Genomic DNA, 13,151 nt, shown 5'->3' with positions numbered 1-13,151 from the left:
ATGTAAAAGGAAGATTAAACATGTCACAAACCGTTCATTTCCAGGGCAACCCGGTGAAGGTTGCAGGTCAGCTCCCGCAGGCAGGCAGCAAAGCAGCAGCGTTCTCTTTGGTCGCTAAAGACCTTTCTGATGTTGCGCTGAGCCAGTTTGCCGGCAAACGTAAGGTGCTGAATATTTTCCCGAGCATCGACACCGGCGTCTGTGCCGCATCCGTGCGTAAATTTAACCAACTGGCAACCGAGCTGGATAACACCGTGGTACTGTGTATCTCTGCCGACCTGCCGTTCGCCCAGTCTCGTTTCTGCGGCGCAGAAGGTTTGAACAACGTTATTACGCTTTCCACCCTGCGCAACCCTGAGTTCCAGCAGGCCTACGGCGTGAGCATCGCCGAAGGCGCTCTGAAAGGCCTGACCGCACGCGCGGTAGTGGTTCTGGATGAGAAAGATGAAGTGGTATTCAGCGAGCTGGTGAATGAAATCACCAACGAGCCGGACTATACCGCGGCTCTGGAAGCTCTGAAGGCTTAATATTGTAAGCGCTACAGACAAAAAACCCCGGCGAGCCGGGGTTTTCTTTTTCTACTCTTCGCTTTTCTTATGGCTCAGGCCATATTCGCGCAGCTTATTGGCTATCGCGGTATGGGAAACCCCAAGGCGTTTTGCCAGTTTGCGGGTACTTGGATAGCTGCGATAAAGCTGGGTCAGCACCGAGCGCTCGAAGCGGCTGGTGATATCATCCAGCGAACCTTCCATCGCCTCCTCGCCCACCGCCAGGCTTGCGGTATCGAAGTCCGGCAGCAGGATGTCTTGCGGGCGCAGTTCGTAGCCTTCCAACTGGGTCAGCGCGCGATAAATGGCGTTTTTCAGCTGGCGCACGTTGCCCGGCCAGCCGTAGCGAGTAAGCACGCTGCTCAGATCATGCGCCAGTTTAGGACGCGGAACACCCTGTTCGTCGGCAAAGCGGGCAACAAACAGTTCGGTCAGCGGCATGATGTCCTGCGGACGATCGCGCAGCGGCGGCAGATTCAGCGTCAGCACATTCAGGCGATAATAGAGATCTTCACGGAACTCGCCTTTTTGCACCAGCTCAACCAGGTTCTTCTGCGTGGCGCAAATCACTCGCACATCGACGTGGACTTCGTGCTCCTCGCCTACGCGGCGGAAGGTTCCGTCATTCAGGAAGCGCAGCAGTTTGGTCTGCATCCTCGGCGACATCTCGCCGATTTCATCCAGCAATACGGAGCCGCCGTTGGCCTGCTCGAAGAAGCCTTTTTTGCCTTCGACGGCGTTCGCGTAAGCACCCGCCGCGTGGCCGAACAGCTCGCTTTCAATCACATCATCAGGAATTGAGCCGCAGTTCAGCGCCAGATAAGGTTTCTGTGCGCGCTGGCTGCTGAGATGGCAGGCATTAGCCAGCAAATCTTTGCCTGTGCCGGTATCGCCAACAATCAGCAACGGCGCGTTCAGCAGCGCCAGTTTACGAGCCTGCTCAACCACCTGCCGCATTTTAGGACTAACGGCAACAATCTGGTCGAAGGCGCTGAAATCGCTGCTGGAAAGATTTTGCAGCTGGCGACCCATGCGCACCGTGGAACGCAGCATCACTACCGCGCCCACCAGCAGAGGCTGTTTATCTTCCCCGTCCAGGTGAACCGGCGTGATTTCCATCAGGAAGTTTTGCCCGTGGATCACAACATGTTCGGTATGCGAGTCGCGAGGCTCGCTTTCCAGCCAGCGGGTAAAGTTAAAGCCGTTGATAAGCGTCCCGGCATTGTGATTGCGCAGGCGGTCTTCACTCTGCCCGAACAGCGTGCAGCTGGCCGGGTTCGCAAGCTCAACCTTGCTACGCATATCCAGAGAAAGCACTGGTTCCGGCAGCGCTTCCAGCAGCGCGCTCAGGGCGCGGTGCTCACGCTCGGACGGCATCCACGGCACTTTACGCACGTCGGTAACGTCGGGAATGCGGCGAATTTCAGCCATCAGGCTGCTGAAGGATTCAAAATCAAGTGAGGAGAAATTAAGGTAAATACGCCCAATCGGGTCAATTTCGATGCCGCGCAAATCGATACCGCGCAGTACCAATAGATCGAGCAGTTCGCGTGTGAGACCAAGGCGGTCCTGACAAAAGACTTCCAGACGCATGCAGGTGACCTTATTTTGCAGTAAACGGCCTATGTCCGTCAGCCTGAGGCTGAGCTCTCATAGAGTTGTGAGAATGATAACTCACTTAGTCCCCGGCAAGAAGATACCTGTCATGAAAAGTTGACACTGAAAGGCAAACCACTGGTCAACGAGAAGATTATTTTTACCCGAAGCTGTAAATGAAAAAAGGCAGCCGCAGCCGCCTTTGTTGTCGCTGATACTCGTTTTAATGAGCCGCTTTGTTTTTTCCCGAGGCCAGCGTCTCTTTCAACTGTACCAGCAGCTGTTTACGGAAGTCCCCAAGCCTCGGCTTATCGCCCTCCAGCCACGGGAGCGGGCGGCAAAGCTCCATCGCTTTAATGCCGAGGCGCGCGGTTAGCAGCCCCGCACCAATGCCCTGAGCGGCACGGGCGGAGAGCCGGGCGGCAATATCCTGAGACATCCAGTCCATTCCGACCTCCCGCACCAGCTCGCTGGCCCCGGCGAAGGCGATGTTCAGCAGCACAAGGCGGAACAGGCGAATCCGGCTGAAGTAGCCAAGCTCGATGCCATACAACGTGGCGATGCGGTTGATCAGGCGCAGGTTACGCCAGGCGATAAACGCCATATCGACAAGCGCCAGCGGGCTGACGGCTATCATTAGCGTGGACTCGGCGGCAGACCGGCTGATTTCGCGCCTTGCCTGAGCGTCCAGCACCGGCTGCACAAGCTGGGCATACAGCGAGACCACTTCGCGATCGTTATGGGTTTCGTGAATAGAAGCGTACCAGCGTTGCAGCGCCGGGTGGCCTTTATCCAGCCCGGCCTGAGCGGCCAGCTTCTCGCAAAATGCACGCCCTTTACCGCTGCCGTGGCTTGCCAGCAGATCTCGTGCTTCGTCGCGCTCTTCAGCGCGCTGACGCAACCGCCACAGCCGCCGCCATTCGCTGGCAACCGACCCCACACCGGCGGCGACAATTAATCCCCCGGCAACGCCGCCGCCGAGCGCAATCCAGTCCTGCGCCACAAAGGCGTTGTGCGTCCACTGGATCCCCTGAGCAACGACGCTAACGCCGAACAGCGCCAGGCCCGCCGTGACCATTTTTCGCCACAGGCTGCGCTTTGGCCTTAGCGCGGCTTCAACCGCCGCCTCGGCCTGCCCTTCGTCTTCGGCCAGCTCATCAAAGGTGGCGGCAACCGGGGTGAATTTTTCCGCCTCCGGCTCGCTAAAGGCATGAGCCGCCTTCCAGTCCTGCTCCTTCACCGCCTCAAGCGGCTGCGCAAAGTCGATGCGCGGTTTGATAGGATCGCTCATCGCAATTTATCTCCAATCAAAAACTCCAGCGCCGCGTCCAGACGGATGTGCGGCAGCGGCCTGTCCACATCCATAACCTGCGGCCTGAACTGTTCAAACTGAAACCCCTGGCTTTGCCAGAAGGCGTTACCCGGCAGGCGCGAAGGGACTTCGCCGGGGTAAACTGTCAGAGGTGCGCCGTCGCTAAGGCGGTTCCCGCGCAGGGCGGGAATTTGCTCACCCTGCACTTCCACCATGCCACTTTGCGTGGCCTGCACCGAAGCCAGCCCCATGCAGTCCATGCTGATGCCTTCAAAAGCCGCGTTCTGCCATGCGTCCTGCACCAGTTGCTGGAGCAGCGAAACCATGTTCGCGTGCTGGTCAACCGTTACGTGGTCGGCTTTAGTCGCGGCAAACAGCAGCTTGTCGATAACCGGGGAAAACAGGCGGCGGAACAACGTGCGCTGCCCGTAGTGGAAGCTCTGCATCAGTTGAGTCAACGCAAGGCGCATATCATTGAACGCCTGCGGGCCGCTGTTAAGCGGTTGAAGGCAATCGACCAGGACAATCTGTCTGTCAAAGCGCAGGAAATGATTTTTATAGAAACCTTTGACCACTTTTTCGCAGTAGTAGTCAAAACGTGCGCGCAGCATTCCGAGATTGCTGCCTTTATCCGCCTGTGCCAGTCTGGACTCGCCGAAGCCGTCCACGTCCGGCCACGGGAAGAATTGCAGCGCGGGCGCACCAGCCATGTCGCCCGGCAGCACAAAGCGTCCCGGCTGAATAAAATGCAGCCCTTCTTTTTTGCAGCGTACAAGATAATCGGTCCACGCCTCTGCAATAGCAGCAAGGCGGTTCTCATCGGCGGGCGCTAACGGGTCCAGCCCCTCGCACAGGCGGCGCCACTCGGCTGACCATTCGGCACGCTGGCCCTGTAACAGGCCGGTCATCTGCCGCGACCAGCTCAGGTAATCCTGAGCCAACATCGGCAGGTCCAGCAGCCACTCGCCCGGGTAATCAACAATTTCCAGGTACAGAGTCGAAGTGTCTTTAAAATGGCGCAGCAGCGAATCGTTGGAGCGATAGCGCAGCGCAAGGCGCATTTCGCTGACGCCGCGCGTCGGCGTTGGCCATGCAGGAGGAGTGCCGTACAGCTGCGCCAGCCCTTCATCGTAGGTAAAGCGCTGAATACCGAGGTCGCGCTGGGGCACACGTTTTACGCCAAGCAGCCGCTCTTCACGCGCGGCGCTCAGCATCGGCAACCTCGCGCTGGTATGAACACCGAGCAGTTGGTTAACCATTGCGGTGATAAAAGCGGTTTTGCCGCTGCGGCTAAGCCCGGTTACCGCGAGACGTAAATGACGATCGACGCCCCGGTTAACCAGGGCGTTAAGTTCATTTTTGATTCGGTTCATAAGCGTCCTGATTGCCTTAGGCCTGGGGGAAAAACCTTCATTGATAATATCAAATAGGGCTGATTGCCACGAATCAAAGCGTTATGGCGAAAAAACTCGCCGTTGGGAGGGAGGTTATTTTGCCATGCGGCGATCGTAACGGTTGGAAACGTTACGCAGAATGCGGGTCAGCAGCGGCTCCAGCACCACGGCCAGCACCATTTTTAGCGGACGACGGGCAACGGATTTTATCGCCCATGCTGCAAACCCGGCCGGGCCAAACCGCAGCGCGGCCAGCAGGGCCAGTTTCCCCGCCAGTTGCAGGCCGGGTTTTGCTTTTTGCGAAACGGATTGAAACTTAGTCATCATAACTCCTCACAACGGCGGGAGGTCGCCCTCCCGGTTTCGGACTATAGCTGGCGGAAGCGGCTGCGCAGCGTGAAGGTATCAGAAGTGATATAGCGCTCCATCGAACGCAACTTCTGCTCCCCCGCCGCCAGTTCGGCATCCACCGCGTTTAGCAGGTCGCGGCTGGTAGGCTGGTCGCTTTTCTCATCCGCGCCGTAGGGCATCGGGTCAAGAACAAACGTCATCACGATGTAGGCCACCAGCACGAAGAACGACAGGCCAAAAAATATCGACAAAATGGCGATGGCGCGGACCAGTTTGACCGGCACATCAAGGTACTGGGCAATACCGGCGCAAACGCCCTTTACCATCCCTTTCTCAGGGATGCGCCACAGCTTACGACCGGAAAATGAGTTCACCATTAGTTATTTCTCCAGTTCGGATGTTCGGCATCGAGGATCTGCTCCAGAGACTGAATGCGCTCCCGCATCTGCCGCGCCTCATCAGTCAACTGCGCCAGTCGTTGCTGTTCACTTTGTGAAAGCTGTGTGCCATCGGGCCGATTGCTGTAATGAAGCCACAGCCAAATAGGCGCGACGAACAGCACAAAGATGGTCAGCGGTATAGCAAGAAAAAGCGCGGTCATGTGTACTCCTTACGGGTCAGGCTCGACTCGCGGCGCGCCATGCGCAGCCGCGGCCTGGATTATTATTGATTATCCTGGTTCATTTTTGCTTTCAGCGCGGCGATCTGAGCGCTGATTTCATCATCCGCTTTCAGTTCGGCAAACTGCGAGTCCAGCGATTTTTGCTTGCCGAAGCCGTGGCTTTCCGCCTCGGATTCCATCTGGTCTATACGGCGTTCGAAAGATTCGAAACGCGCCATCGCTTCATCCAGCTTGCCGCTGTCCAGCTGGCGACGAACATCGCGTGAAGAAGAAGCCGCCTGGTGGCGCAGGGTCAATGCCTGCTGGCGGGCGCGGGTTTCGCTGAGTTTATTTTCCAGCTCGCCTATCTCTTTCTTCATGCGGGCCAGAGTTTCATCAACGTGAACCACTTCATTTTCCAGCGTGGTAATCAGGTCGGTCAATTTCTGTTTTTCAATCAACGCGGCACGCGCCAGGTCTTCTTTATCTTTACGCAGCGCCAGCTCGGCTTTTTCCTGCCATTCGGCCTGCTGGGTCACAGCCTGCTCTACGCGGCGGGCGAGCTGTTTCTTCTCGGCCAGCGCGCGGGCCGAAGTGGAACGAACCTCCACCAGCGTGTCTTCCATTTCCTGAATCATCAAACGCACCAGCTTCTGCGGGTCTTCCGCTTTTTCCAGCAGCGAGTTGATGTTAGCGTTCACGATGTCGGCAAAACGAGAAAAAATACCCATAATTCAATCCTCTTAGTCATTATCTCAGGTGCCAGGCACTCTGTTCGCAGTGGATATTGCAGAGTTCATGCCAACTTTTTAATGCATTGATTTTAATCTATTTAATAAAATTTGACCTATCAAAGAAAGCCGCTATATTGGTTAAATTAACTAACTATTAGTGAATTTAACCATGTCGGATAACAAAGATAACCTAATCGGCGAGGCCAACAGCTTTCTCGAGGTAATGGAGCAGGTTTCCCGGCTCGCGCCGCTGGACAAGCCGGTTCTTGTCATCGGCGAGCGCGGCACGGGTAAAGAACTGATAGCCAGCCGCCTGCACTTCCTGTCCCGCCGCTGGCAGGGGCCGTTTATTTCCCTCAACTGCGCCGCGCTAAATGAAAACCTGCTGGACAGCGAGTTGTTTGGCCACGAGGCCGGAGCGTTTACCGGTGCCCAGAAACGCCATCAGGGGCGTTTTGAACGTGCCGAGGGCGGGACGCTGTTTCTTGATGAGCTGGCTACCGCCCCCATGCTGGTACAGGAAAAACTGCTGCGCGTGGTGGAATATGGCGAGCTTGAGCGCGTCGGCGGCAGCCAGCCGCTACAGGTTAATACCCGGCTGGTTTGTGCCACCAACGCCGACCTGCCACAGCTTGCCGAAGAGGGGAAATTCCGCGCCGACCTGCTGGACAGGCTGGCGTTCGACGTGGTGATGCTGCCTCCGCTGCGCGAGCGCCGCTCGGATATTCTGCTGCTGGCGAACCACTTCGCCATGCAAATGTGCCGCGAGCTGAACCTGCCGCTGTTCCCCGGCTTTACCGACTATGCCAGCGAAACGCTGCTCGACTATGCCTGGCCCGGCAATATTCGTGAGCTAAAGAATGTAGTGGAGCGCTCGGTTTATCGACATGGCTCGAGCGATGAGCCTCTGGATAACATTATTCTGAATCCTTTTACCCGCAGGCTCGCGCCCCTGCATCCGGCAGATAAGAGCCCCCCTTCCGGCCTGCCCGCGCTGCCGCTCGATCTACGCGGCTGGCAAAATGAGCAGGAAAAAAGCCTGCTGGAACAAAGCCTGAAGCAGGCGGCATTTAACCAGCGCCGTGCTGCAGAACTGCTGGGCGTGAGTTATCATCAGCTGAGGGCGATGATGAAAAAGCACCAGATAAACCCGGCCACGCCGTCATAAGCGCCGATTTTTTCATCGCTCTGCGCAGAAAATTGCCGATCGTCACCAGTAATTTTGGGGACAAGGCAAGAGTGCGATACACTTTGCCTATCACCTGAGATAACTCAAAAACTTATGCGCGGAATGCTCTCCACCCTGTTACTGGGTTTATGCTGCCTGAGCGGCGCGGCGCGTGCCGCAACGCCTGCTGAAAAGCCGGCAGATATTCGCCGGAGCGGGTTCGTTTATTGCGTCAACGGGCAGGTCAACACCTTTAACCCGCAGATGACCAGCGGCGGCCTGACTGTAGATACGCTGGCAGCTCAGCTTTATGACCGCCTGCTCGACGTAGACCCTTATACTTACCGGCTGGTGCCGGAGCTGGCGGAAAGCTGGGAAGTGCTGGATAACGGCGCAACCTACCGCTTCCACCTGCGCCGCAACGTCCAGTTCCAGACAACAGCCTGGTTCAAACCCACTCGCCCGCTGGACGCCGACGATGTGGTGTTCACTTTCGAGCGCATCTTCGACCGCAACCACCCGTGGCACAACGTTAACGGCGGTAGTTATCCCTATTTCGACAGCCTGCAATTCCCGGAAACGGTAAAAAGCGTGCGCAAGCTGGATGACAACACCGTCGAGTTTCGTCTCAACAAACCAGATGCTTCCTTCCTCTGGCACCTGGCGACGCATTATGCGTCCGTAATGTCCGCCGAATACGCCGCGCAGTTGAGCAAAGCCGACCGCCAGGAGTTGATGGATCGCCAGCCGGTGGGCACTGGCCCGTTCCTGCTTAGCGAATATCGCGCCGGGCAATACATTCGCCTTGCACGTAATCAGCACTTCTGGCGCGGCGTACCGCTGATGCCGCAGGTAGTGGTTGACCTCGGCTCCGGCGGCACGGGGCGTCTGTCCAAATTACTGACCGGCGAGTGCGACGTGCTGGCCTGGCCTGCCGCAAGCCAGCTGACTATTTTACGTGACGATCCGCGCCTGCGTCTGACGCTCCGCCCCGGGATGAACATTGCCTATCTGGCGTTCAATACCAACAAAACGCCGCTCAACAATCCCGCCGTTCGCCACGCGCTGGCGCTGGCCATTAATAACCAGCGTCTGATGCAGTCGATTTATTACGGCACGGCAGAAACCGCGGCTTCTATTCTGCCGCGTGCTTCATGGGCCTATGACAACGACGCAAAAATTACCGAGTACAACCCGGCGAAAGCCCGCCAGCAGCTTCAGGCGCTGGGGGTCAATAATCTTGAACTGCGCCTGTGGGTGCCGACCAGTTCCCAGGCCTGGAACCCAAGCCCGCTTAAGACCGCAGAGTTGATTCAGGCCGATATGGCGCAAATTGGGGTAAAAGTGATTATCGTCCCGATGGAAGGCCGCTTCCAGGAGGCCAGGCTGATGGATATGAACCACGACCTGACCCTGGCCGGCTGGGCCACGGACAGTAACGACCCGGACAGCTTCTTCCGCCCGATGCTGAGCTGCGCCGCTATTGGCTCCCAGACTAACTACGCCCGCTGGTGTAATCCGCACTTCGACAGCGTGCTGCAAAAAGCCCTCGCATCACAGCAGCTGGCCGCCCGCATCGAAGCCTACAACGAAGCACAGGATATTCTCTCCGAGGAGCTGCCGGTACTGCCGCTTGCTTCATCCCTGCGCCTTCAGGCTTACCGCTATGACATGAAGGGTCTGGTGCTTAGCCCGTTCGGCAATGCTTCTTTTGCCGGGGTGTCGCGGGAAAATGTTGAGGTGAAAAAATAATGATAATTTTTACCTTACGCCGCCTGCTATTGCTGCTGATCACCCTGGTTTTCCTGGCGCTGGTCGGCTTTAGCCTCAACTACTTTACCCCTCACGCACCGCTACAGGGTGCCTCGCTGTGGAATGCCTGGGTATTCTGGTGCGAGAGCCTGCTGCACTGGGATTTTGGCGTCTCAAGTATTAACGGCCAGTCGATTAACGAGCAGCTGCGAGACGTGTTCCCGGCCACCATGGAACTGTGCATTCTGGCCTTTGGCTTCGCGCTGCTGATCGGCATTCCGGTGGGAATGCTGGCCGGCGTCATGCGCAATAAATGGCAGGATAAACTGATCAGCGCCCTGGCGCTGGTGGGCTTCTCCATCCCCGTATTCTGGCTGGCGCTGCTGCTGACGCTGTTCTTCTCCCTGACGCTCGGCTGGTTCCCTGTTTCCGGGCGTTTTGACCTGCTGTACGAGGTGAAATCCGTCACCGGTTTTGCGTTAGTGGATGCCTGGCTCTCCGACTCCCCTTACCGCAGCGAAATGATCGTCAGCGCTATACGCCATATGGTGCTCCCGGTCGCGGTGCTGGCCGTGGCGCCGACCACCGAAGTCATTCGCCTGATGCGCCTGAGCACAATTGAAGTGTTCGACCAGAACTATGTGAAAGCTGCCGCCACGCGCGGGCTCTCTCGCTTTACTATTCTGCATCGCCACGTTTTGCATAATGCATTGCCGCCTGTTATTCCGCGTCTTGGCCTGCAATTTTCAACCATGCTGACGCTGGCGATGATCACCGAAGTGGTGTTTAGCTGGCCGGGCCTTGGCCGCTGGCTGATCAACGCCATTCGCCAGCAGGACTATTCGGCGATTTCAGCCGGGGTGATGGTAATCGGCTCGCTGGTGATTATTGTTAACGTGATTTCCGACATTCTGGGCGCTATGGCCAACCCACTGAAGCATAAGGAATGGTATGCCTTACGATAGCGTCTACCGCGAGAAGCGGCCGCCCAGTACGCTGCGCCTGACGTGGCGTAAATTCTATGGTGATACTACCGCGATGATTGGCCTTTACGGCTGCGGCGGCCTGGTGCTGCTGTGTCTGTTCGGCGGCCTGTTCGCACCTTATCAAATCGATCAGCAATTCCTCGGCTATCAGCTGCTGCCGCCTTCATGGTCGCGCTATGGAGAGGTTTCGTTTTTCCTCGGCACCGATGATCTTGGTCGCGATGTGCTTAGCCGTCTGCTAAGCGGTGCGGCACCGACCGTCGGCGGCGCTTTTATGGTCACGCTGGCCGCTACGCTTTTCGGCATCGTGCTCGGCGTGATTGCCGGGGCGACTCACGGGCTGCGCTCTGCGGCGCTCAACCATATTCTCGACACCCTGCTTTCTATTCCTTCGCTGCTGCTGGCGATTATCGTGGTGGCCTTCGCTGGCCCAAGCCTCAGCCACGCGATGTTTGCCGTCTGGCTGGCCCTGCTGCCGCGTATGGTGCGCTCGGTGTACAGCGCGGTGCATGACGAACTGGAGAAAGAGTACGTGGTGGCCGCCCGCCTCGACGGCGCTTCTACGCTCAATATTTTATGGTTTGCGATAATGCCGAACATCACCGCAACGCTGGTGACGGAAATTACGCGCGCGCTCTCTATGGCGATTCTCGATATTGCCGCCCTCGGCTTTCTCGATCTCGGCGCACAACTGCCCTCGCCTGAATGGGGCTCGATGCTCGGGGATGCGCTGGAGCTGATTTATGTTGCGCCCTGGACGGTGATGCTGCCCGGCGCGGCCATTATGATAAGCGTACTGCTTATCAACCTGCTGGGCGACGGCTTGCGCCGCGCAATTAATGCGGGGGTGCAATAATGCCATTACTTGATATCCGTAATTTGACCATCGAGTTCATGACTTCAGAAGGCTGGGTGAAAGCGGTAGATCGCGTCAGCATGACGCTGACGGAAGGCGAGATTCGTGGCCTGGTCGGTGAGTCCGGCTCGGGCAAAAGCCTGATAGCCAAAGCGATTTGCGGCGTGACCAAAGACAACTGGCGCGTAACCGCCGACCGCATGCGCTTCGACGACATCGACTTGCTGCGCCTCTCCTCCCGCGAACGCCGCAGGCTGGTGGGCCATAACGTATCGATGATTTTCCAGGAGCCGCAGTCCTGTCTCGATCCTTCGGAAAAAATCGGCCGTCAGCTTACCCAAAATATCCCCGGCTGGACTTATAAAGGCCGCTGGTGGCAGCGTTTTGGCTGGCGTAAACGCCGCGCCATCGAGCTGCTACACCGCGTCGGGATCAAAGACCATAAAGACGCCCTGAGTAGCTATCCGTATGAGCTTACGGACGGCGAATGCCAGAAGGTGATGATTGCCATCGCGCTTGCCAACCAGCCGCGCCTGTTGATTGCGGACGAACCGACCAATGCCATGGAGCCGACCACGCAGTCGCAGATTTTCCGCCTGCTGACGCGGCTGAACCAGAACAACAACACCACGATTTTGCTTATCAGCCACGACCTGCAAATGCTCAGCCAGTGGGCCGACAAGATTAACGTGATGTACTGCGGGCAAACGGTAGAAAGCGCCAACAGCGAAGATCTGGTGACGACGCCGCACCATCCTTATACCCAGGCGCTGATCCGCGCTATCCCTGATTTTGGCAGCTCAATGCCGCATAAAAGCCGCCTGAACACTATGCCGGGCGCTATCCCACTGCTGGAACAACTGCCGATGGGCTGCCGCCTTGGCCCGCGCTGCCCTTACGCCCAGCGCAAATGTATTGAAGCGCCGCGGCTTGAAGGAGTGAAAAATCATCTGTATGCCTGTCATTTCCCGCTGAATATGGAGAGTCAGTAATGGTCGAAACGCTGCTGGAAGTCCGCAATTTAAGTAAGACGTTTCGCTACCGCACCGGCCTGTTCCGGCGTCAGCATGTTGAGGCGGTAAAGCCGCTCAACTTTACGCTGCGCGAGAAGCAGACGCTGGCCATTATCGGCGAGAACGGTTCCGGTAAGTCCACGCTGGCGAAAATGCTGGCCGGAATGATAGAGCCGACCACCGGCGAACTGGTGATTGACGATCATCCGCTGCATTACGGCGATTACTCCTGGCGCAGTCAGCGTATACGCATGATATTTCAGGACCCCAGCACCTCGCTTAACCCGCGCCAGCGTATCTCTCAGATACTGGACTTTCCGCTGCGCCTGAATACCGAGCTGGAGCCGGAGCTGCGGCAAAAGCGCATTCTGGAAACCCTGCGAATGGTTGGGCTGCTGCCCGATCACGCCAGTTACTATCCGCATATGCTGGCGCCAGGGCAAAAACAGCGCCTGGGTCTGGCCCGCGCGCTGATCCTGCGCCCGAAGGTGATTATCGCCGACGAGGCGCTGGCTTCGCTGGATATGTCGATGCGCTCCCAGCTGATCAACCTGATGCTGGAATTACAGGAAAAACAAGGAATATCTTATATTTACGTCACGCAGCACATTGGCATGATGAAACACATCAGCGACCAGGTAATGGTGATGCATCAAGGTGAAGTGGTCGAGCGCGGAAGCACCGCCGATGTACTGGCCTCCCCGCTTCATGAACTGACTAAGCGGCTGATTGCCAGCCACTTTGGCGAGGCTTTAACCGCTGACGCCTGGCGTAAAGATCGTTAAACCCCACTTTTCCCACAGCGGGAAAGTGGTCGGATTAACGCTTACGTTAGACTCA

Annotated in this window: 14 protein-coding genes; 7 read left to right on the top strand and 7 right to left on the bottom strand. The window is 57.3% G+C overall.

Annotated features, from left to right (window positions below):
• Positions 1 to 20 precede the first annotated feature (20 nt).
• A complete protein-coding gene (tpx, locus tag FOC35_RS19255) occupies positions 21 to 527 on the top strand; it encodes a thiol peroxidase (protein ID WP_016536654.1) in 507 nt (168 codons plus the stop codon).
• 51 nt (positions 528 to 578) lie between these two features.
• On the opposite strand, the gene tyrR is transcribed toward tpx, so the two are convergent.
• From tyrR to pspA, 7 genes are all read right to left on the bottom strand, one after another.
• Positions 579 to 2,141, bottom strand: coding sequence for a transcriptional regulator TyrR (gene tyrR / locus FOC35_RS19250; protein ID WP_172569845.1), 1,563 nt, complete (start codon positions 2,139 to 2,141; stop codon positions 579 to 581).
• A gap of 226 nt (positions 2,142 to 2,367) precedes the next feature.
• A complete protein-coding gene (locus FOC35_RS19245; protein WP_172569844.1) occupies positions 2,368 to 3,435 on the bottom strand; it encodes a YcjF family protein in 1,068 nt (355 codons plus the stop codon).
• Entirely contained in the window at positions 3,432 to 4,829 is a 1,398-nt protein-coding gene (locus FOC35_RS19240) for a YcjX family protein (protein WP_172569843.1), read from the bottom strand. Before FOC35_RS19240 ends, FOC35_RS19245 begins: the two co-directional genes overlap by 4 nt.
• A 114-nt stretch (positions 4,830 to 4,943) precedes the next feature.
• The gene (gene pspD / locus FOC35_RS19235) at positions 4,944 to 5,177 is read right to left on the bottom strand and encodes a phage shock protein PspD (protein ID WP_016536658.1); all 234 of its coding nucleotides are present in this window, start codon (positions 5,175 to 5,177) and stop codon (positions 4,944 to 4,946) included.
• Between the two features lie 41 nt (positions 5,178 to 5,218).
• Positions 5,219 to 5,578 (bottom strand): envelope stress response membrane protein PspC, encoded by a 360-nt coding sequence (pspC, locus tag FOC35_RS19230; RefSeq protein ID WP_016536659.1) that lies wholly within the window; start codon positions 5,576 to 5,578, stop codon positions 5,219 to 5,221.
• On the bottom strand, positions 5,578 to 5,802 hold the full coding sequence (gene pspB / locus FOC35_RS19225; protein ID WP_172569842.1) for an envelope stress response membrane protein PspB: 225 nt from the start codon (positions 5,800 to 5,802) through the stop codon (positions 5,578 to 5,580). The genes pspC and pspB overlap by 1 nt, the downstream gene beginning before the upstream one ends.
• Positions 5,803 to 5,864: 62 nt before the next feature.
• Positions 5,865 to 6,533, bottom strand: a complete 669-nt coding sequence (pspA, locus tag FOC35_RS19220; protein ID WP_016536661.1) for a phage shock protein PspA — start codon at positions 6,531 to 6,533, stop codon at positions 5,865 to 5,867.
• 172 nt (positions 6,534 to 6,705) lie between these two features.
• Between pspA and pspF the strand changes: the two genes are divergently transcribed.
• The 6 genes from pspF to sapF all read left to right on the top strand — a co-directional run bounded on the left by pspF (position 6,706) and on the right by sapF (position 13,096).
• The gene (pspF, locus tag FOC35_RS19215; RefSeq protein ID WP_016536662.1) at positions 6,706 to 7,704 is read left to right on the top strand and encodes a phage shock protein operon transcriptional activator; all 999 of its coding nucleotides are present in this window, start codon (positions 6,706 to 6,708) and stop codon (positions 7,702 to 7,704) included.
• Positions 7,705 to 7,818: 114 nt separating this feature from the next.
• Entirely contained in the window at positions 7,819 to 9,456 is a 1,638-nt protein-coding gene (gene sapA / locus FOC35_RS19210; RefSeq protein WP_016536663.1) for an ABC transporter substrate-binding protein SapA, read from the top strand.
• Positions 9,456 to 10,421, top strand: coding sequence for a putrescine export ABC transporter permease SapB (sapB, locus tag FOC35_RS19205; protein ID WP_016536664.1), 966 nt, complete (start codon positions 9,456 to 9,458; stop codon positions 10,419 to 10,421). The genes sapA and sapB overlap by 1 nt, the downstream gene beginning before the upstream one ends.
• Complete coding sequence (sapC, locus tag FOC35_RS19200; RefSeq protein WP_016536665.1) at positions 10,408 to 11,298, top strand: putrescine export ABC transporter permease SapC; 891 nt, start codon at positions 10,408 to 10,410, stop codon at positions 11,296 to 11,298. Before sapB ends, sapC begins: the two co-directional genes overlap by 14 nt.
• The gene (gene sapD / locus FOC35_RS19195) at positions 11,298 to 12,290 is read left to right on the top strand and encodes a putrescine export ABC transporter ATP-binding protein SapD (RefSeq protein ID WP_016536666.1); all 993 of its coding nucleotides are present in this window, start codon (positions 11,298 to 11,300) and stop codon (positions 12,288 to 12,290) included. The genes sapC and sapD overlap by 1 nt, the downstream gene beginning before the upstream one ends.
• Positions 12,290 to 13,096 (top strand): putrescine export ABC transporter ATP-binding protein SapF, encoded by an 807-nt coding sequence (gene sapF / locus FOC35_RS19190; protein ID WP_016536667.1) that lies wholly within the window; start codon positions 12,290 to 12,292, stop codon positions 13,094 to 13,096. Before sapD ends, sapF begins: the two co-directional genes overlap by 1 nt.
• The last annotated feature ends 55 nt before the right edge of the window (positions 13,097 to 13,151 follow it).

Origin of the sequence: Cedecea sp. FDAARGOS_727 (assembly GCF_012273235.1) — a bacterium.
GTDB lineage: Bacteria > Pseudomonadota > Gammaproteobacteria > Enterobacterales > Enterobacteriaceae > Cedecea > Cedecea davisae.
Note: the sequence above shows the minus strand (reverse complement) of the source record. Positions and strands in the feature narration are given on the sequence as shown.